Source organism: Candidatus Methylomirabilota bacterium (genome assembly GCA_035315345.1).
In the GTDB taxonomy this organism is placed as follows: Bacteria; Methylomirabilota; Methylomirabilia; order Rokubacteriales; family CSP1-6; genus CAMLFJ01.
The window spans coordinates 1-20,092 of record DATFYA010000021.1 but is presented as its reverse complement, the minus strand read 5'-3'; the positions used below and the strand labels follow the sequence as shown (position 1 = coordinate 20,092).

General features: G+C 71.2%; 20 protein-coding genes. All 20 read left to right on the top strand.

Annotated elements, in window-relative coordinates; genetic code table 11:
* Nucleotides 1-109 precede the first annotated feature (109 nt).
* Nucleotides 110-673 (top strand): HAD family hydrolase, encoded by a 564-nt coding sequence (locus tag VKN16_03455; GenBank protein ID HME93262.1) that lies wholly within the window; start codon nucleotides 110-112, stop codon nucleotides 671-673.
* A 10-nt stretch (nucleotides 674-683) separates the two neighbouring features.
* Nucleotides 684-1,691, top strand: a complete 1,008-nt coding sequence (locus VKN16_03450; protein ID HME93261.1) for a PfkB family carbohydrate kinase — start codon at nucleotides 684-686, stop codon at nucleotides 1,689-1,691.
* Complete coding sequence (locus VKN16_03445) at nucleotides 1,669-2,157, top strand: adenylyltransferase/cytidyltransferase family protein (protein HME93260.1); 489 nt, start codon at nucleotides 1,669-1,671, stop codon at nucleotides 2,155-2,157. The genes VKN16_03450 and VKN16_03445 overlap by 23 nt, the downstream gene beginning before the upstream one ends.
* Nucleotides 2,158-2,316: 159 nt before the next feature.
* Complete coding sequence (locus VKN16_03440) at nucleotides 2,317-3,324, top strand: glycosyltransferase family 9 protein (protein HME93259.1); 1,008 nt, start codon at nucleotides 2,317-2,319, stop codon at nucleotides 3,322-3,324.
* Nucleotides 3,321-4,097, top strand: a complete 777-nt coding sequence (locus VKN16_03435; protein ID HME93258.1) for a glycosyltransferase family 2 protein — start codon at nucleotides 3,321-3,323, stop codon at nucleotides 4,095-4,097. Before VKN16_03440 ends, VKN16_03435 begins: the two co-directional genes overlap by 4 nt.
* Nucleotides 4,094-5,086 (top strand): tryptophan--tRNA ligase, encoded by a 993-nt coding sequence (gene trpS / locus VKN16_03430; protein HME93257.1) that lies wholly within the window; start codon nucleotides 4,094-4,096, stop codon nucleotides 5,084-5,086. The genes VKN16_03435 and trpS overlap by 4 nt, the downstream gene beginning before the upstream one ends.
* A 166-nt stretch (nucleotides 5,087-5,252) precedes the next feature.
* The gene (locus tag VKN16_03425) at nucleotides 5,253-6,146 is read left to right on the top strand and encodes a segregation/condensation protein A (protein HME93256.1); all 894 of its coding nucleotides are present in this window, start codon (nucleotides 5,253-5,255) and stop codon (nucleotides 6,144-6,146) included.
* On the top strand, nucleotides 6,139-6,807 hold the full coding sequence (gene scpB / locus VKN16_03420; protein ID HME93255.1) for an SMC-Scp complex subunit ScpB: 669 nt from the start codon (nucleotides 6,139-6,141) through the stop codon (nucleotides 6,805-6,807). The genes VKN16_03425 and scpB overlap by 8 nt, the downstream gene beginning before the upstream one ends.
* A 91-nt stretch (nucleotides 6,808-6,898) precedes the next feature.
* A complete protein-coding gene (locus VKN16_03415) occupies nucleotides 6,899-7,468 on the top strand; it encodes a pseudouridine synthase (GenBank protein HME93254.1) in 570 nt (189 codons plus the stop codon).
* 45 nt (nucleotides 7,469-7,513) lie between these two features.
* Entirely contained in the window at nucleotides 7,514-8,575 is a 1,062-nt protein-coding gene (pheA, locus tag VKN16_03410) for a prephenate dehydratase (GenBank protein ID HME93253.1), read from the top strand.
* A 10-nt stretch (nucleotides 8,576-8,585) separates the two neighbouring features.
* The gene (gene hisC / locus VKN16_03405; GenBank protein HME93252.1) at nucleotides 8,586-9,701 is read left to right on the top strand and encodes a histidinol-phosphate transaminase; all 1,116 of its coding nucleotides are present in this window, start codon (nucleotides 8,586-8,588) and stop codon (nucleotides 9,699-9,701) included.
* A complete protein-coding gene (locus tag VKN16_03400; protein ID HME93251.1) occupies nucleotides 9,698-10,558 on the top strand; it encodes a prephenate dehydrogenase/arogenate dehydrogenase family protein in 861 nt (286 codons plus the stop codon). The genes hisC and VKN16_03400 overlap by 4 nt, the downstream gene beginning before the upstream one ends.
* Nucleotides 10,555-11,247 (top strand): (d)CMP kinase, encoded by a 693-nt coding sequence (gene cmk / locus VKN16_03395; GenBank protein HME93250.1) that lies wholly within the window; start codon nucleotides 10,555-10,557, stop codon nucleotides 11,245-11,247. The genes VKN16_03400 and cmk overlap by 4 nt, the downstream gene beginning before the upstream one ends.
* Complete coding sequence (locus VKN16_03390; GenBank protein HME93249.1) at nucleotides 11,229-11,903, top strand: lysophospholipid acyltransferase family protein; 675 nt, start codon at nucleotides 11,229-11,231, stop codon at nucleotides 11,901-11,903. The genes cmk and VKN16_03390 overlap by 19 nt, the downstream gene beginning before the upstream one ends.
* A 70-nt stretch (nucleotides 11,904-11,973) precedes the next feature.
* Nucleotides 11,974-13,683: a 30S ribosomal protein S1 gene (locus VKN16_03385; protein ID HME93248.1), complete on the top strand. Its 1,710-nt coding sequence runs from the start codon at nucleotides 11,974-11,976 to the stop codon at nucleotides 13,681-13,683.
* Nucleotides 13,684-13,689: 6 nt separating this feature from the next.
* Nucleotides 13,690-14,598, top strand: coding sequence for a signal peptide peptidase SppA (gene sppA, locus VKN16_03380; protein HME93247.1), 909 nt, complete (start codon nucleotides 13,690-13,692; stop codon nucleotides 14,596-14,598).
* Nucleotides 14,599-14,748: 150 nt separating this feature from the next.
* On the top strand, nucleotides 14,749-15,024 hold the full coding sequence (locus tag VKN16_03375; protein HME93246.1) for an integration host factor subunit beta: 276 nt from the start codon (nucleotides 14,749-14,751) through the stop codon (nucleotides 15,022-15,024).
* 32 nt (nucleotides 15,025-15,056) lie between these two features.
* Nucleotides 15,057-15,515 carry an HIT domain-containing protein gene (locus tag VKN16_03370; GenBank protein HME93245.1) on the top strand — a complete coding sequence of 153 codons (459 nt, stop codon included), beginning with the start codon at nucleotides 15,057-15,059 and terminating at the stop codon, nucleotides 15,513-15,515.
* A gap of 29 nt (nucleotides 15,516-15,544) precedes the next feature.
* Nucleotides 15,545-18,118, top strand: a complete 2,574-nt coding sequence (mutS, locus tag VKN16_03365; GenBank protein ID HME93244.1) for a DNA mismatch repair protein MutS — start codon at nucleotides 15,545-15,547, stop codon at nucleotides 18,116-18,118.
* Nucleotides 18,115-19,938, top strand: a complete 1,824-nt coding sequence (gene mutL, locus VKN16_03360) for a DNA mismatch repair endonuclease MutL (GenBank protein ID HME93243.1) — start codon at nucleotides 18,115-18,117, stop codon at nucleotides 19,936-19,938. Before mutS ends, mutL begins: the two co-directional genes overlap by 4 nt.
* Nucleotides 19,939-20,092: the final 154 nt, after the last annotated feature.

The window sequence follows — 20,092 nt, the reverse complement described above, 5'->3', positions numbered from 1 at the left end:
AGCCGGACACTCCGTCCAAACTACCGATTTTCATTGATCATTCGGTAGCCCGGCATTACACTGCGAGGCAATGTCGGTCGGACGCGAGCAGTCGAGGCCCGCCGTGTTCATGGACCGGGACGGGTGTCTGACCGAGGAGGTAGGCTACGTCAATCATCCGGGCCGGATCCGCCTGCTGCCGCGCACCGCGGCAGCCGTGCGCCGCCTCAACCAGGCCGGCGTGGCGGCGGTGATGGTGACGAACCAGGCCGGCGTGGCGCGCGGCTACTTCCCCGAGGCGGTCCTGCACGCGGCCAATGCCCGCATGTGCGGCGAGCTGGAGGCGGCCGGGGCGCGGCTGGACGGCCTGTACGTCTGCATGCATCATCCGAGCGAGGGCCGGCCGCCCTATCGGACCGAGTGCGACTGCCGCAAGCCGCGGCCCGGCCTCATCAAGCGCGCCGCGACCGAGCTGGGCCTCGATCTCGGGGCCTCGGTGATGATCGGCGACAAGCTCTCCGACGTGGCGGCGGCCCACGCGGCGGGCACCGCGGGCGTCCTCGTGCTCACCGGCTACGGCCGCGGCGAGTGGGAGTACCAGCGCGACGCGCAGGCGGTGAACCCCGACCACGTGGCGGAAGATCTGCTCGACGCGGTCGATTGGGCGCTCGGCCGCATGGACGCGAGGCGCTGACGTGTTTCCGATGAAGCGGCTGCGCGAGGCGCTCGCCCGGATGCCGGGCCGGCGCGTGGTCGTCGTGGGCGACCTCATCTCCGACGAGTATCTCTACGGTAAGCCCGCGCGCATCTCCCGCGAGGCCCCGGTCCTGATCCTGCGCTTCACCGACCGCGAGGTCCGCTTGGGCGGCGCTGCGAACGCCGCGCACAACGTCCATGCGCTCGGCGCCACCGTGCTGCCGGTGGGCCTGCTCGGCCAGGACGGCGCGGGCGACGAGGTCGACGCGCTCTTCCGCCAGGCCGGCATGAGCACCGACGGCATCTCGCGCGAGCCGGGACGGCTCACCCCGGTGAAGACGCGGATCATGGCCGGCGGCTACCAGGCCACGCGCCAGCAGGTGGTGCGCCTCGACCGCGAACCCGACGTCACGATCAGCGGCGTCGCCGAGGCGCGGCTCATCGAGCGCGTGCGCGGGCTGGGCGCCACCGCGGACGGCTTCCTGGTCTCCGACTACGGCTACGGCACGGTCACTCCGCGCGTCTACGAGACCGTACTCGAGATGGCCCGGGCGCGCCAGGCGCCGATCACGGTGGACAGCCGCTACGATCTGCCGCGATTCCGGGGCGCCACCGCGGCCACCCCCAACGAGCCCGAGGTCGAGGCGCTCGCCGGCGCCGAGCTGGCCGATGAGCCCGCGGTGGAGAAGGCGGGGCGCGCGGTGCTCGAGCGGCTCGACGCGCGCCTGCTGCTGCTCACCCGCGGCAGCCGGGGCATGGCCCTCTTCGAGCGTGAGGGGCCGGTCACGTTCATGCCCATCCACGGCAGCGACGAGATCGCCGACGTCACCGGCGCGGGAGACACCGTGATCGGCACGTTCACGGTGGCCCTCGCCGCGCAGGCGACGCCCGGGGAAGCGGCGTGGCTCGCCAACGTCGCGGGCGGGGTGGTGGTGATGAAGCGCGGCACCGCCACCGTCTCGATTCCCGAGCTGCTGGCCGCGCTCGCGAGCGATGGCGGACGTCCTCGACGTTGAGGCGGCCGGCCGTCTCGCCTCGAGCTGGCGCGCGCAGGGCAAGCGCCTGGTCCTGGCCAACGGCTGCTTCGATCTCCTCCACGTGGGCCACGTGCGCTATCTCCGCGCGGCGCGGGCGCTGGGCGACGCGCTCGTGGTGGGCCTCAACTCCGACGCGTCGGTGCGGCGCCTGAAGGGCGCGGGCCGCCCGGTGATGCCGGCGGTCGAGCGGGCGGAGCTGGTGGCCGCGGTGAGCGGGGTGGACGCAGTGGTGATCTTCGAGGAGGACAGCGCCGACGCCCTCATCGCGCGCCTGCGTCCCGACGTACACGCCAAGGGCACCGACTACACCGCGCAGACCGTGCCCGAGCGCTCCACCGTCGAGTCGGTGGGCGCGAAGGTGGCGATCGCGGGCGATCCCAAGACCCACTCCACCAAGGACCTCATCGCCACCATCCTCGACCGCTTCGGCCGGCGACCCCGATGACCCAAGCGCCCGCAAGCCGCACCGACCCGTCCGCCACCGGGGGAGTGCGGGGGCCATGTCCGGGCCCCCGCAGATGAAGATGGACAGTCCGATCAGCTCGCGCGCGACGTGGCATGGTGCGGGGGCCATGTCCGGGCCCCGCAGATGAAGGTTGCCATCGTGAAGCTGTCGTCGCTCGGCGATGTGATCCACGCGCTGCCGGTGGCGCGCGCCCTGCGTCGCGGCGTCCCGCGGCTGCATCTGACCTGGATCGTGGAAGCGCGAGAGTACGCGTTGCTCGACGGGCATCCCGATCTCGACGTGGTGATGCCGGTCGACACGCGGCTCTGGCGCCGCCTCATCCGGCGTCCCGCGGGCGCGCGGCAGGTGCTGGGCAAGGTGCGCCGGCTGCGCGGCCGGATCCGCGCCGCCCGCTTCGACGTGGCGCTGGATCTGCAGGGCCTCATGAAGAGCGGCCTGCTCACCGCGTACACCGGCGCGCCGCTGCGCATCGGCTTCAGCGCCGATCACTGCCGCGAGCGGCTGAACTGCCTCTTCACCAACCGGCGCGTGCGGCCGCCCGCCCGCGCGGTCCACGTGGTCGACCAGTACCTGTCGCTGCTCGCGCCGCTCGGCGTGGATCCCGGGCCGGTGGAGTTCCACGTCCCGATCCCGCCGGCCTCCACGCGGCGCATGGACGAGTTCCTGGGCGAGCAGGGCGTCAAGCGGCGCGATCTGCTGGTGGCGATCAACCCCGGCGCGGGGCGCGACAACAAGCGATGGCCGGTGGAGCACTTCCGCGCACTCGCCGAGCGGCTGGCCCAGGAGCCGAACATCCGCATCCTGCTCCTCTGGGGCCCCGACGAGGTCCACATGGCCCGACAGATCCGCGACGGCCTGGCCGCCCGCGCGATCCTCGCCCCGCCGACGGACCTGCACGAGCTCGCCGCGATCCTGCGCCGCGCCGCGCTGATGGTGGCCAACGACACCGGCCCCCTCCATCTCGCCGCCGCTCTCGGCACTCCGAGCCTCGGCCTGTTCGGCCCGACCCGGGCCGAGCGCAACGGCCCGTACGGCGCGCACGGTCGCGGCGTGCAGAGCCCGGACGGGACCATGGCGGGCCTGGATCCGCGACTCGCGATCGACGCCGCGCTGCCGCTGCTCGCCGCGCCGAGCCTCGAGCCGTGAGCCGCGTCACCGTGACCGTCATCGCCTGGAACGAGGAGGAGCGTCTGCGCGCCTGCCTGGAGAGCGCGGCCTGGGCCGACGAGATCGTGGTGGTGGACGCGGAGTCCGTGGACAAGACGGTGCAGATCGCCCGCGAGTTCACCGACAGGGTCTCGGTGCGCGCGTGGCCCGGCTTCGCGAACCAGAAGAACTTCGCCATCGCGCAGGCCACGTGCGACTGGATCCTGTCCCTCGACGCCGACGAGCGGGTGACCCCCGAGCTGCGCGAGCGCGTGCAGGCCATCGTCAAGAACGACGGGCCAGCCGACGGCTACTCGATTCCCCGGCGCAACATCTTCTGGGGGCGGTGGGTGCGGCACGGCGGCCTCTATCCCGACTACCAGCTGCGCCTGTTCCGGCGCGCGGCCGGGAGATTCGTCGAGAACGCGGTGCACGAGTCGGTGACCGTGGCGGGCCAGGTGGAGACGCTGGCCGAGCCGCTCCTGCACCACTCCTACAAGGATCTCGAGGATTTCGTGCGCCGCTCCAATCGCTACTCGACCCTCTCGGCCCAGGACTGGATCCGGCGGGGGAAGGCGGTCGGCCTGTCGAGCCTGGTGACGCGGCCCCTCGGACGCTTCTTTTCCATGTACATTGTGCAGCGAGGCTTCCTGGACGGCTGGCGCGGGTTCGTGCTCGCCGTCCTCTACACCGAGTACGTCTTCCTGCGCGTGGCGAAGGTGTGGGAGGCGCAGCGGGCGCGGAAGTCCAGAGGGGGCGACCAGAAGTCATGACCGGATCGCGGGACCGCGTGCTATCGGGGATGCGTCCGACCGGACAGCTGCACCTCGGCAACTACCTCGGAGCGCTCGAGAACTGGGTGAAGCTCCAGGACCAGTTCGAGTGCTTCTACTTCGTGGCCAACTGGCACGTGCTGACCACGAACCCGGGCGGAACCGCCGAGGTGCCGGGCGACACCGTCGAGATGGGCGCGGACTGGCTGGGCGCCGGCCTCGATCCCGAGCGGTCCACCCTCTTCATCCAGTCGCTGGTGCCCGAGCACGCCGAGCTGCACCTGCTCTTCTCGATGGCCACGCCGGTGGGCTGGCTCGAGCGCGTGCCGACCTACAAGGAGATGGTGGAGCAGCTCGGGCTGGAGTCGCCCTCCTACGGGCTGCTCGGCTATCCGCTGCTGCAGGCCGCCGACATCCTCATGTACAAGGCCCAGTGGGTGCCGGTCGGGGCCGACCAGGTGCCGCACATCGAGCTGACTCGCGAGGTGGCGCGCCGGTTCAACCACACCTGGAAGCCGGTGTTCCCGGAGCCGCAGGCCCGGCTCACCCAGATTCCCAAGGTGCCGGGGACGGACGGCCGCAAGATGTCGAAGTCATACGGCAACGCCATCTACCTGTCCGACACGAGCGCGGAGATCACCACCAAGATCAAGCCGATGGTCACCGATCCGGCGCGCAAGCGCCGCTCGGACCCCGGCAATCCGGACGTGTGCCCGGTCTTCGACCTGCACCGGATCTTCACCCCGGACGGTCCCCGCGCCGGGGTCGCGCAGGGCTGCCGCACCGCGGGCATCGGCTGCCTCGACTGCAAGGCGGTGCTGCTCGAGCACATGCTGCCGCCGCTGGCCGAGATCCGCGAGCGACGGCAGCGCTTCGTCGACAAGCCGGCCGAGATCGTCGAGATCCTCCGCGAGGGCTCCAAGCGCGCCCGCGCCCACGCGATCGACACCATGAACCAGGTGCGCGACGCCATCCACCTCGAGCCATGACGATCCAGAGCGCCGCACGGAGGGTCCGCGGCCTGGGGGAGTGCGGGGGCCATTTCTGGGCCCGACGCGATCCATGTAGGGCCGCCCTGCTCGCGCGCGCTGCCACCACGAATGTCCGCGGCGTGGGGGAGTGCGGGGGCCATTTCTGGGCCCCCGCATTGAATAGATGAGCGCGCCCGAAACAACCACCCAAGGTGCCTCCGCGGACTCCGCCGGCCTGACCGTCCGCCTCGAGTCCTTCGTGGGGCCGCTCGACCTGCTGCTCCATCTCTGCCGCACCAACGAGATGGACCTCTCGCGGCTCTCGCTGCGCACGATCACCGACCAGTACCTGAGCCATCTCGAGGCGGTGCGCTTCCAGGACCTGGAAGTGGCGGGCTCGTTCATGGTCATGGCCGCGACGCTGATCTATCTCAAGTCCAAGCTGCTCCTGCCCGCCAATCCGGACGACCCGGAGGAGGCCCTCGACGAGGAGGGCGAGCTGCTCAAGCGCGAGCTCGAGGAGCGGCTTCGCGAGTACGCGCGGGTGAAGGCCCTCGGCACCTGGCTCTCCGAGCGCGAGTCCGAGCAGAGCCTGATCTTCGGGCGTACCACCGCGGAGCTGCCGCCGCCCGAGGACATCCCGCTCGAGGACCTCTCGGTGCACCTGCTGCAGCGGGCGATGCAGCGCCTCATCGAGGACCAGAAGCGCAGCCGGCCCCGGCAAATCGAGGCGAACCCGCTGTCCGTCCTCGAGCGCATGACCGAGATCATGGACCTGCTCCGCAGCACGTGGTCACTCCTCTTCTCCTCGGTGGCGGGCGCCGAGCGGGTGCGGGCGGAGTGGGTGGTGACGCTGCTCGCCCTGCTGGAGCTGGTGCGGCTCGGCCAGGCGCGGGCCCGCCAGGCCGATCTCTTCGGCGAGATCGTCATCGAGCGCCACGCAGTGAGCGTGCGGGAGCCGGCGCCCCTCGCCGAAGGCGCGGCCGATTCCGACGAGCCGCGCCCGGTCGACGGAGTCGCCACCGCGACCCCGGCCGGAGAACCGAGCCCCGAACAGGGAGAATCCCCGGATGCCTGAGCCCATGGACGTCGTGGAAGCCCTGCTGTTCGCCTCGGACACGCCGGTGGAGGCCGAGCGCATCCAGGAGGTGCTCGACCTGGAGTCCGCCGCGGTCGCGCGCGAGCTGGTGGACGGCCTGCGGGCCCGGCTCGACGCCGAGGGCCGCGCGCTGCAGGTGATGGAGGTCGCGGGCGGCTTTCGGCTGGTGACGCGGCCCGAGCTCGCGCCCTGGCTCGTCAAGCTCGCGCGCAGCCGCACCCGCTCGCGCCTCTCGCGCCCTTCGCTTGAGACGCTGGCCATCATCGGCTATCGCCAGCCGGTGTCGCGACCCGAGGTCGACGCCATTCGCGGCGTCAACTCGGAGGCGGTGCTCGACAACCTCCTCGAGCGGCGCATGATCCGCATCGCCGGCCGCAAGGAGTCGCCCGGCCGCCCCTTCCTCTACGAGACCACCCGCGAGTTCCTGGTGGCCTTCGGGCTCCGCGATCTCGGCGACCTGCCCAAGGTGGAGGGCGAGCTGATCGTGCCGGAGCTGGCCGAGAGCGCGGCCGCGCAGCTGCCCGATCCCGGCCCCGAGGCGCCCGCGCCCGAGCCCGCACAAGGAGAGACCGCCGCTGCCGCCGATACGTCTGAGCAAGATCCTGGCTCAGGCGGGGATCGCGTCACGGCGAGCAGCTGAAGGGCTGCTCGCGGAAGGACGCGTCACCGTCAACGGCGCGGTCCGGCTCGAGCCGGGCGCGCAGGCGGACCCCGAGGCCGACCGCATCGCGGTGGACGGGCGCCCGCTGCCCGGGCGCGCGCCGCTCCTGCATCTGCTGCTGCACAAGCCGCGCGGCTACGTCACCACCCGGCGCGATCCGACCGGTCGGCCCGTCGTGCTGGATCTCCTGCCCCCGCACGCGCGCGGGCTCTATCCGGTCGGACGCCTCGACTTCGACACCGAGGGCCTGCTGCTCCTCACCAACGACGGCGAGCTGGCCAACCACCTCCTGCATCCGCGCTACGAGATCCCGCGCGTGTACGAGGCGGAGGTCGAGGGCCGCGTCACCGAGGCGGATCTGCCGCGCTGGCGACGCGGCGTCACGCTCGACGACGGGCCGGCGGTGCCCCACCGCGTGACGCGCCTGTCCGCGGGTGCGCGCTCCACGTGGCTCAGCGTGACCTTCGCGGAGGGGCGCTACCGCGAGGTGAAACGCTACTGCAAGGCGCTTGGCCACCCGGTGCGCCGGCTGAAGCGCGTGCAATTCGGGCCGCTTCGCCTCGGCGATCTCCCTCCGGGGGCTCATCGCGTGTTGACGAACGCGGAGCGCAGCGCGCTTGACAGCCTCCGTGGGGGGTAGCATACTGCCCGGGGTCAAGCGACCGATGTGCTTCAGGAGCCCCCGATGAACCTGGACGATTGGCGATCCAGGATCAACAGCCTCGACGAAGAGATCCTCAAACTCCTCAACCAGCGCGGTACCGCCGCCCTCCGGATCGGCGAGCTCAAGAGGCAGCAGGGTCTTCCGTACTTCATTCCCGAGCGCGAAGCCCAGGTCCTCGACCGTCTGGTCGCGATGACCGAGGGGCCGCTGGGGGGCGACGCCATCCGCGCCATCTGGCGCGAGATCCTGTCCGCCTCCCTCGCGCTCGAGCATCCGCTGCGGGTCGCGTATCTGGGCCCGCCCGGCACCTTCACCCACCAGGCGGCCACCCGGCGCTTCGGCTCCTCCACGCAGCTCCAGCCGGTGCGCACGATCGCGGAGATCTTCGACGAGGTGGAGCGGGGACGCGCCGAGTTCGGCGTCGCGCCGGTCGAGAACTCGACGGACGGGGCGGTCAGCGTCACCCTCGACCGGCTCATCGATTCCGACGTGACGATCACCGGCGAGATGACGCTCGACATCTCGCAGCATCTCATCTCGCGAGCGACCGAGCTGGGCGAGGTGAAGCGGGTGTGCTCGCATCCCCAGGGGCTGGCCCAGTGCCGCGCCTGGCTCGCCACGCATCTGCCGGAGGCGGTCACCGAGGAGACGCCGTCCACCGCGGCGGCGGTGGAGCGCGCGCGCGACGACGCCACCGTGGCCGCCGTCGCCTCCGACATGGCCGCCGCCGTGCACCGGGTGCCGATCCTGCGCCCGCGCATCGAGGACAACCCGGCGAACTCCACGCGCTTCCTGGTCATCGGACGCCGTCCGGTGTCCCCGACCGGCCGCGACAAGACCTCGATCCTCTTCTCGATGAAGAACGAGCCGGGCGTGCTCTTCAGCATCCTGCAGCCGTTCGCGGTGGCGCGGCTGAACCTGACCAAGATCGAATCCCGACCGACGAAACGTCGCCCCTGGGAGTACGTCAACTTCGTGGACTTCGAGGGGCATTGCGACACCGAGAACGTCCGGAGCGTGCTGGCCGAGGTGCGGCAGCGCTGCCAGTTCCTGAAGATCCTCGGCTCGTATCCGGCCGCATGAGGAGACCCGAATGAGCGTGTCCTGGGAGTCCCTCGCCAACGATCACATCCTGGGCATCGCGCCCTACGAGCCCGGCAAGCCCATCGAGGAGCTGGAGCGCGAGCTGGGCATCAGCGACGTCATCAAGCTCGCCTCCAACGAGAATCCGCTGGCTCCGTCGGACCGGGTCATGAAGGCGATGGCCACCGCGCTGAACCACGTCAACCGCTACCCGGACGGGAGCGGCCACTACCTGCGGCAGGCCATCGGGCGGCGGCACGGGCTCACCGCCGAGCACGTCATCCTCGGCAACGGCTCCAACGACCTCATCGAGCTGATGGTGCGCGCGTTCTTGCGGCCGGGAGAGGAAGCGGTGATCCCGCATCCCTCCTTCGTGGTCTACCCGATGATCGTGCAGGCGGTGGGCGGCATCCGGGTGGTGGTCACCCTGAAGGATCAGCGCCTCGATCTGGAGGCGATGGCCCGGGCGATCACCCCGATGACGAAGATGGTGTTCATCGCGAATCCGAACAACCCCACCGCCACCATCGTGACCGCCGACGAGGTCGAGCACTTCATGGCGCGGCTCCCCGACAAGGTCATCGTGGTGTTCGACGAGGCCTACCTCGAGTTCGCGCAGGGGCCCGACTTCCCCGATTCGCTGGCCTATCTCAAGCAGGGGCGCAAGGTGGCCTCGCTGCGCACCTTCTCGAAGGCGGCGAGCCTGGCCGGCCTGCGGGTCGGCTACGGGGTGGCCGATCCCGATTGCATCGCGCTCCTCAACCGCATCCGGCAGCCCTTCAACGTCAACTCGGTGGCCCAGGCCGCCGCCCTCGCCGCGCTCGAGGACGATTCGCACGTGGTCGAGTGCCTGCGCATGATCGAGGCCGGCCGCGCGTACCTCACCCAGGAGTTCACCGCAATGGGCCTCCGCTACGCGCCCTCGCGCGCCAACTTCATTCTGGTCGACGTGGGACGGAGCGCGAGCGAGGTCTTCCACTGGCTGCTGAAGGAGGGCGTCATCGTGCGCCCGATGACGAGCTTCGGCATGGAGAGCGCGCTGCGGGTGACGGTGGGGACGCCGGAGGAGAACCGCCGCTTCGTGAAGGCGTTGAAGAAGGTGCTCGCGGGGGCCAAGGGCGCGTGATTCGACGCCTCGCTCTCGTCGGGCTCGGGCTGCTGGGCGGATCGGTCGCGAAAGCGGCCCGCGCGGACGGCCTGGCCGACGAGATCGTGGCGGTGGGCCGCGATCGCACCCGGCTCGAGCCGGCGCTGCGCGACGGGGTGGTGGATCGCATCAGCACCCGTCTCGAGGAGGGCGTGGCCGGCGCCGACTTCTGCCTGCTCGCCACGCCGGTCGCGACCCTCACCGCGCTGCTGCCGGTGGTGTGGCACGCGCTGCCCGGCGACGCGGTGCTGACCGACGTGGGCAGCACCAAGGGCTTCATCGTGGAGACCGCGGAGAGTCTCGCGCGCACCCGGCCACTCGCGTTCGTGGGTAGCCACCCCATGGCGGGCTCCGAGCAGAGCGGCTACCGCGTCGCTCGCCCGGACCTCTTCCGGGGCGCCACCGTGGTCCTGACCCCGACCGAGCGGACCGACTCGCACGCGGTCAAGCGGGTGGGCGGCTTCTGGGAGTCGCTGGGCGGACGCCTCGTCACCCTCGATCCGCAGACGCACGATCGGGCCACCGCCGCGATCAGCCACCTGCCGCACCTGGTGGCCGACGCCCTGGTCGACGCGGTGGTGCGCATGGACCCGCGCTTCTTCGAGATCGCCGGCCGCGGCTTCAAGGACACCACCCGCATTGCGGCCTCGGATCCGCAGATGTGGCGGGAGATCTTCCAGGAAAACCGCGCCGGCCTCGCGGAAGCGCTCGCCGCGTTCCGGGCCGCCCTCGACGAGCTGGAGCGCCTGATCGACGGCGGCGACGCCGCCGCGATCGAGGGAGCGCTCGACCGCATCCGCCGCACGAGGGAGCACGCAGGGGCCCATCACGGGTGAGAATCCCGGGCGGCGGACGCGACATCGTCATCACCATCGACGGCCCCGCCGGGGCCGGCAAGTCCGTGGTGGCCGCCGCGCTCGCGCAGCGCCTCGGCTTCACCCTGGTGGATACCGGCGCGCTCTATCGCGGCCTCGCCTGGGCGATGCGGGAAGCGGGGGTGCCGATCGAGGACGGCCCCGCGCTCCGGCGCTTGCTGGAAGCCACCACGGTCACTCTCGACGGCCCGCGGGTCCTGGTGAACGGGCGGGACGTCACTCTCGAGATCCGCACCCCGGCGATCAGCCAGCTCACGTCGCGGTTGACGACGCTGGCCCCGGTGAGAGATAAGATGACGCCCGCGCAGCGGGACCTCGCCACGGCGGGCGGCGCCGTGCTGGAGGGACGGGACACGGGCAGCGTGGTGTGGCCGGAGGCGGAGGTGAAGTTCTACCTCGACGCCGATCTCGACACGCGCGCCCGACGGCGGTGGAACGAGCTGAACGCCCGCGGGCTGAGCGGCGAGAGTCTCGAGGCGGTGCGGGACGAGGTGGCGAGGCGCGATCGGCAGGATCGAGAGCGGACGCTGGCGCCCCTCGTGAAGCCGGAGGGCGCGGTGGTGGTGGACACCACCGGCCTCGGCATCACCGAGGTGGTGGACACGCTGCTCCGGGTGGTCGAGCAGGCGAGATGCTGTACGCGGTCCTGAAGCCGATCGCGGTGGCGCTGATGCGCCTCCTCTTCCGGCTCGAGGTGGTGAACGCGGGCCTGGTTCCGGCCAGCGGTCCGGTGCTCCTCGTCTCCAACCACGTGAGCGTGCTCGATCCGCCCCTGATCGGCGGCGCGGCGCCGCGTCCGCTCGTGTTCATGGCCAAGGAGGAATTGTTCGGCGTCCCGCTCTTCGGCCGGTTGATCCGGGCCCTGAACGCCCGGCCGGTACGGCGGGATGGCTCGGACGTGCGGGCGCTGAAGGCGGCGCTGGCGGTGCTGGCCGAGGGCCACGCGATGCTCGTGTTTCCCGAGGGCACGCGGGGCGAGGAGGGCGGGGCGCTGCGCGAGGGCAAGCCGGGGGTGGGCATGCTCGCGGTGCTGAGCGGCGCGCCGGTGGTGCCGGTGTTCGTCTCCGGGAGCGGCGCGGCGCTGCCCCGCGGGCGGGCGCTGCCCCGGCCCACGAGGGTGCGGGTGTCCTTCGGCCCGCCGCTGATCTTCAAGGATGTGGGCAAGAACGTGGGCAAGCACGAGGGCCCCGGGGCGGGAAAGAGAGCGGGTGACGACGGCCGCAAGGAGGCGTATCGTGAAGCGGCCCAGGAGATGATGCGAGCGATCGCGCAGCTCCGGGACCAGCAGGTGCCGGTGCAGTCCTGAAGCACGGCTGGAATGTCGGACGCGGCCACACGGCGCGACCGACAACTTAGATCCAAGGAGAGGTGGAGTCATGGACAGTGAGAATCGGAAGTCGAGGACCCTCGTAGGCACGGCAAAGGAGGTGGGGGATGCCTCCGAGGAGAGCATGGAGTACTGGTTCAACCGCGGCGTCAGCGACGTCGAGGAAGGTGAGGTAGTCCGCGGGCGGGTCGTCGAGGTACGCGACAGCGAGGTGCTCGTCGACATCGGCTACAAGAGCGAGGGCACCATCGCCATCGAGGAGTTCCGGCACGCGGGCATCCTGCCCAAGGTCGGCGAGGAGATCGAGGTCTACCTCGAGTCCAAGGAGGACAACGAAGGGCTGATCGTCCTCTCCAAGGACAAGGCGGACAAGATCAAGGTCTGGGACCAGATCTCCAAGGCGCACGACTCGGGCACGCCGGTGGAAGGGCGCGTGGCCGAGGTGGTCAAGGGCGGGCTGGCCGTCGACGTGGGAGTGCGCGCGTTCCTCCCCGGCTCCCAGGTGGACCTGCGGCCGGTCAAGAACCTGGGCGCGATGGTGGGCCAGTCCATCCGGGCCAAGGTCATCAAGCTGAACCGGCGCCGCGGCAACGTGGTGCTCTCGCGGCGCGCGGTGCTCGAGGAGGAGCGCGAGGAGAAGAAGAAGCACACGCTCTCCGTCCTCGCCGAGGGCATGGTGCTCACCGGCACCGTCAAGAACCTCACCGACTACGGCGCGTTCATCGACCTGGGCGGCATCGACGGGCTGTTGCACGTGACCGACATGTCGTGGGGCCGCGTGGGGCATCCGTCGGAGATCTTCCAGATCGGCGATCAGGTCGAGGTGGTGGTGCTGCACTTCGACCGCGAGACCGGGCGCGTGTCGCTCGGCTACAAGCAGAAGTCGTCCGACCCGTGGGCCAACGTGGACGAGCGCTATCCGGTGGGGGCCAAGGTCGAGGGCCGCATCGTCAGCCTGACCAACTACGGGGCCTTCGTCGAGCTGGAGCCCGGCGTCGAGGGCCTCGTGCACGTCTCGGAGATGTCGTGGACGCGACGGGTCCGACACCCCTCGAAGCTGGTCAACGTGGGCGACCCGGTCGAGGTGATGGTGCTCGAGGTCAACAAGGCGACCAAGCGCATCTCGCTCGGCATGAAGCAGGTCGAGAGCGACCCGTGGGCCACCATCCAGGAGCGCTACCAGCCCGGCATGCGAGTGCAGGGCAAGGTGCGCAACCTCACCGACTTCGGCGCCTTCGTGGAGCTGGAGCCCGGGGTGGACGGCCTCCTGCACATCTCGGACATGTCGTGGACGCGCAACATCGGCCACCCCTCCGAGCTGCTCAAGAAGGGGCAGCCGATCGAGACCCAGATCCTCAACGTGGACCGCGACAACAAGCGCATCTCGCTCGGGCTCAAGCAGATCCAGCCCGATCCGTGGGACACGGTGGCCCAGCGCTACCCGATGGGCTCGCGGGTCACCGGCAAGGTGGTCCGGCTCACCGACTTCGGCGCCTTCGTGGAGCTGGAGCCGGGGGTGGACGGGCTCCTGCACATCTCGCAGATGTCGAATCGCCCGATCGCCACGCCGGCCGACATCCTCAACGTCGGCGACGAGCTGACCCTGATGGTGATCCGGGTGGATCCCAACGAGCGCCGCATCGGGCTGTCGCTGAAGGAGCTGGCCGCCATCATCGACGAGCCGGTGCAGTCGGAGGGCCGGGGCCGTCACAAGGGCCGCAAGCGTCGCGGCGGTGACGACTACGACGACGAGGAGTAGCGCCGGGTGGCGTCACGCGGTCGGACGGCCCTCATCGCTCTCGGCGCCGGGGTGGGGGTGCTCGTCCTCTTCGCGGTCACCATCTGGCTGCTCCTGGCGGTGACCGATGATGGCCTGCCCGGGGGCGCCAAGGTCGCGGTCGTGGAGGTCGAGGGGCTGATCGGAGCCGCGGCGGACCGCGGTCTCGATACCGACGCGATCATCCGGACGCTCGGTGAGTACCGCGACGACCCGGCCATCCGCGCGGTGGTGCTGCGCATCAATAGCCCCGGCGGCGTGGTCGCGCCCACCCAGGAGATCTTCACCGCGGTGCGACGGCTCCGCGAGGCCAAGAAGCCGGTGGTCGCCTCGCTCGGCTCGGTGGCCGCCTCCGGCGGCTACTACGTGGCGGTCGCGGCCGACCGGATCTACGCCAGCCCCGGCACGCTGACCGGCTCCATCGGCGTGGTCATGCAGCTGGCCAACGTCGAGGGGCTGCTCAAGAAGGTGGGCGTCGAGTATGTGGTGGTCAAGGCCGGCGCCTACAAGGACGTCGGCAACTTCGCCCGCCCGATGACCGCCGAGGAGCGACGCATTCTCCAAGCGCTCCTCGACGACGTGTACGACCAGTTCATCGCCGCGGTGGCCGACGGGCGCCGGCTCGAGGCCAAGGAGGTCCGCGGATTCGCCGAGGGCCGCATCTACTCCGGTCGCCAGGCCCAGGGCCTCAAGATGGTCGACGATCTGGGCGGCCTCGAGGACGCGATCGAGGCGGCCGCGCAGATGGCGGGCCTGCCGCCGAAGCCGAGAGTGATCTACCCGCGGCGCCGGTTCTCCCTGCGCGACCTGCTGCGCGGCGAGCTGGGGCTGGGGCAGGTCTCGCGCATGCTGCCGGCGCTCGAGACCCTGCGCACCCCGCTCTACCTGATGCCCTGATCCGGAGCCGGGGCGCAGGGTGCCCCCTAACTACCCAGGTTGCTTGACAAACTTCCATTTGCCGTGGTACGGTCGCGGACGTGAATCGGGGCGGGCCGCCGGCAGCGCGGGCGGTCCGGGAGCAGCGTCGGCCCTCTGAAGGGAGTCACCATGACGAAAGCGGAACTGATCGAGGAAGTCGCCAAGGTGGCGAGCCTGACCAAGAAGGAAACCGAGCTCATCGTCAACACCGTGTTCGACAACATCACGGACGCGCTGGGCAAGGGTGACAAGGTCGAGCTGCGCGGCTTCGGCAGCTTCCGCATCCGCCACCGCAATTCGCGCAAGGGCCGCAATCCGAAGACCGGCGACAGCGTGAGCGTGCCCGAGAAGCGGGTCCCGTTCTTCAAGGTCGGCAAGCGCCTCCGCGAGCTCGTCAACACGTAGATCGAGTGGAGCGGCTCTGGGCGCCCTGGCGGATGTCCTATGTGTCCACGGCCGGGGGCCCGGAAGCCGCGTGCGTCTTCTGCGCCGCGCTCGCGTCCAGTGACGATCGGCGCGCTCTCATCCTCCATCGCGGCACGCGGGCCTTCCTGATCCTCAACGCGTTCCCCTACGCGTCCGGCCATCTGATGGCCGTCATCACCCGCCACGTGCCCTCGATCGAGGCGGCCACCGCCGAGGAGCTGGCCGAGGCCATGACGCTCATCCAGACCGCCTCGCGGGCCCTCGGCGCGGTCTACCATCCCGACGGCCTGAACGTCGGGCTGAACCAGGGGCGGGTGGCGGGCGCCGGCGTGCTCGGCCATCTGCACATCCATCTCGTGCCGCGCTGGACCGGTGACACCAACTTCATGCCGGTCATCGGCGAGACCCGGGTGCTGCCCGAATCGCTCGAAGCCACCTACGATCGGCTGGCTGCCGTGCTGCGCCCGTGAGGGAAACGCCACCCGCCGAGCTGACACCGATGATGCGGCAGTACGGGGAGCTCAAGCGGCGCTTCCCCGACTACCTGCTGCTGTTCCGCCTCGGGGATTTCTACGAGCTGTTCTTCGACGACGCCCACACCGCCTCACGGCTCCTGCAGCTCACCCTGACGTCGCGGCAGAAGGGCGAAGGGGCGATCCCGATGGCGGGCATCCCCCACCACGCCGCCGACGGCTACATCGCACGCCTGATCCGGGCCGGGCAGAAGGTCGCGGTCTGCGAGCAGATGGAGGAGCCGTCGAAGGCGCGCAAGATCGTCCGCCGCGACGTGGTGCGGGTGATCACGCCCGGCACCATCACCGACACCCAGTTCCTCGACGGAGCGCGCAACAACTTCCTGCTCGCCGCCCACGCGACCGCATCGGCCGCCGGAGTGGCCCTGATCGACGTCTCCACCGGCGACTTCTGGGTCGGGGAGGAGCCGGGGGCCGGCGACGCCCTGCTCGAGGCGGCACTGCTGCGCCGGCCCGCCGAGATCCTGCTGGCCGGCGGCGCGGACGACGCCTGGGTGGCGCGCTGGGCTCCGCCGGGCGTGCCGATCACCCGCGTGGACGGCGGCGCCTTCGGCGCGCGCGCCGCGCGCGAGATGCTCGCGTCCCACTTCCGCGGAGCGAGCCTCGACGGCCTCGGGATCAGCGCGCTGACCGCGGGCCTGCAGGCCGCCGGTGCCGCGCTGGCCTACCTGCGCGAGACGCAGGGTGACTCGCTGGCCCATCTCACCCGCATCCAGCGCCTGGTGAGCGGCGACGCGATGCTGCTCGACGCCACCGCGGTGGCCACGCTCGAGCTGTTCGAGACGGCTCAGGAGCGGACGACCCGGGGCTCGCTCTTCGCCACGCTGGACACCACCACCACGCCCATGGGCGCGCGGCTGCTGCGCCAGTGGATGCTTCGCCCGCTGCTCGACCGCGAGGCCATCGCGCGACGCCAGGAGGCCGTCACCGCCCTCGTGGATTCGCCGGCGGTCCGGGCCGGCGTGCGGCGGCGCCTGGACGGCGTGGGAGACCTGGAGCGGCTGACGAGCCGCGCGGCCCTGGGCGTGGCCCACGCCCGCGACCTGATCGCGCTGCGCGGCTTCCTGGGCCGGCTGCCCGGGCTGGCCGACGACCTGCGCGGACTCGAGGCGCCGCTCGTGACGACCCTCGGCGAGGAGATCACGCCGCTCCCCGACCTTCAGAAACTACTTGAAGACGCCCTGGAGGACGACCCGCCGCTGGCCCTGCGCGAGGGCGGGCTCATCCGCGAGGGCTGGAACCCGGAGCTGCGCGACCTCAAGCAGGCGGCCCGCGAGGGCAAGGAGTGGATCGCCTCGCTGGAGCAGCGGGAGCGGGAGCGCACCGGCATCCCGTCGCTGAAGGTTCGCTTCAACCGGGTGTTCGGCTACGCGATCGAGGTGAGCAACGCCCACGCCGCGAAGGTGCCGGCCGACTACCTGCGCCGCCAGACCCTGGTGGGCGCGGAGCGCTATGTCACGACCGAGCTCAAGGAGTACGAGAGCCGCGTCCTCGGCGCCGAGGAGCGCATCGCGCGGCTCGAGTTCGAGCTGTTCGGCCGCGTACGGGCCGAGGTGGCGGCCCAGGCCGCGCCACTGCTCCGCACCGCGCGGGCGGTGGGGACGGTCGACGCGCTGGCCTCGCTGGCCGCGGTGGGCCACGAGCGGGGGTACGTGCGGCCCGAGGTGACCGACGGCTTCACGCTCGAGATCGTCGACGGCCGTCATCCGGTGCTCGACTCGGGGGGCACGCCGTTCACCCCGAACGACGTCGCGCTCGATCCGGCCGACTGCCAGATCATGATCCTCACCGGGCCCAACATGAGCGGCAAGAGCGTGTTCATGCGCCAGGTCGCGCTGCTCACCCTCATGGCCCAGATGGGCGGGTTCGTGCCGGCGCGCTCCGCGCGCATCGGTCTCGTGGATCGCATCCTGACCCGGGTCGGCGCCCAGGACAACCTGGCGCGCGGGCAGAGCACGTTCCTGGTGGAGATGGTGGAGACGGCCAGCATCCTCCATCACGCCACGCCGCGAAGCCTCATCCTGCTGGACGAGGTGGGCCGCGGCACCTCGACCTTCGACGGTCTCGCGATCGCGTGGGCGGTGACCGAGGAGCTCCACGACCGGGGGCACGGCGCGAAGGTGCTGTTCGCCACGCACTATCACGAGCTGACCGCGCTGGCCGAGCGGCTGCCCCGGGTGCACAATTTCCACGTGGCGGTCCGGGAGTGGAACGACGAGATCATCTTCCTGCACAAGGTGCGGCCGGGCGGGACCGATCGCTCCTACGGCATCCAGGTCGCCCGGCTGGCCGGCCTGCCTCCCGCGGTGATCGCGCGCGCGAAGGCGATCCTCAGCGAGCTCGAGCGCGAGCGCCACGGCCTGCAGTCGGCGGTGACGCCGACGCCGGATCCCGAGGAACCCGCCCAGCTCGGCCTCTTTCCCGCGACCCGTGATCCGCTGCTGCTCGAGCTGGCCGCGCTGGATCTGGGCGCAATGACACCGCTGCAGGCCCTGAACCGGCTCGCCGAGTGGCAGCAACGGCTCAAGGCTCGTCCGTGACCGCCGCCCGGATCCGCCGGCTGCCCGATCATCTCGTCAACAAGATCGCGGCCGGCGAAGTGGTCGAGCGCCCGGCGTCGGTGGTGAAGGAGCTGGTCGAGAACTCGCTCGACGCCCTCAGCACGCAGGTCACGGTGGACCTCAAGGACGCGGGCCGCGCGCTGATCCGGGTGAGCGACGACGGCGTGGGCATGTCCCCCGAGGAGGTGGACCTGGCCCTCCTCCGGCACGCGACCTCCAAGCTCGCGACCGATGCCGATCTGGACGCCATCGTGACGCTCGGCTTCCGGGGCGAGGCGCTGCCCGCCATCTGCGCGGTGACTCGCTTCTCGCTGTCCTCGTGCCCGCGCGGGTCCGACACCGGGACCCTGGTGCGCGGCGAGGGCGGGGCGGTGGCCGAGAAGCTGCTGGTGGCGGCTTCGGCGGGCACCACGGTGGAGACGCAGGACCTGTTCTTCAACACGCCGGCGCGCCTCAAGTTCCTCAAGAGCGCCCCGAGTGAAATGGCGGCCGCGATGCGGCTGCTGGAGGCGATCGCCCTGGCCCACCTGGAGGTGCACTTCCGGGTCACCCACAACGGCCGGCCCGCGCTGGGCGCCCCCCGCGCGCGCACGCTGCGCGATCGGGTGGGCGCGCTGTGGGGCTTCGAGCGCGCCACCCGCCTGCTCGACGTCGAGCGCAAGGACGGGCCGCTCGCGGTCTCCGGCCTCGTCGCGCCCCCCCAGCTCGCCCGTGGCAACCGCGACGAGATCGTGCTCATCGTCAACGGCCGGCCCGTGCGCGACACGCAGCTCACCCAGACCCTGATCGAGGCCTACCGGCCTCTGCTCGCGCGCGACCAGTTCCCGGTGGCCGTCCTGCGCCTGGAGCTGCCTCCACAGGAAGTCGACGTCAACGTCCACCCCACCAAGGCCTGGGTCCGCTTCCGCTCCCCGCGCCAGGTGCAGGAGGTGCTGTACCGCGCGGTACAGGATGCGCTCCGCCAGAGCCAGGTGGTGCAGGCGCAGCGGGGGCTCCGGACGGAGGGAGGTAGCGCGGCCGGAGCAACGGGGGAGCCTGCTGCTGCGGGAAGCTTCTCTTTTGTACGCGGGGGCCCAGACATGGCCCCCGCGCTCCCCCAGTCGGCGGACATTCGTGTCGACGCGGACGCTCGTGCCGGCGGGGTCACTGGTTTCGACGCGGACAACCCGTCCGGCCAGGTCTCATTGTTCCGCGAGCCTTCGGCTGCCTTCACGGCCGCGGCGAGCTTCGGCCAGGTCATCGGGCAGCTGCAGGACACCTTCATCGTCTCCGCGAGCGACGACGAGGTGTTCTTCGTCGACCAGCACGTGGCGCACGAGCGCGTGCTGTTCGAGCGGCTCCTTCGCGAGCTCGACGCGGGCCCGCTGGCCTCGCAGGAGCTGCTGTTCCCGCAGCCGATCGAGCTGGGCGCGGGCCAGGCCGGGCTCGTGCAGGAGTGGGCGACCGCGCTCGAAGGCCTGGGCTTCGGGCTCGAGGGCTGGAGCGGCTCGACGGTGGTGCTGCGCGCGGTGCCCGCGCTGCTGCGCGGACAGGAGCCGCAGCGGCTGATCGAGGCGCTCGTGGAGGACGTCGACCGGCCGCGCAAGGGCGAGGCGGTCCCGCTGCTCCATCGGGCGCTGTCGTTCGTGGCCTGTCACGCCGCGATCAAGGCGCACGCCCCGTTGCAGCGGGAGGAGATGGCGCGGCTCATCGCGGACCTCGCGGAGACGCAGACGCCGTACTTCTGCCCTCACGGCCGGCCGATCGTGAGCCGACTGTCTTTACGCGACATCAAACGCGACCTCGGGCGAACGTGGTGAGGGACGCGGGCCGAGGGCGGTTCCGCGCACATCAAACGCGACCTCGGGCGAACGTGGTGAGGGACGCGGGCCGAGGGCGGTTCCGCGCACATCAAACGCGACCTCGGGCGAACGTGGTGACGGACGCGGGCCGAGGGCGGTTCCGCGCACATCA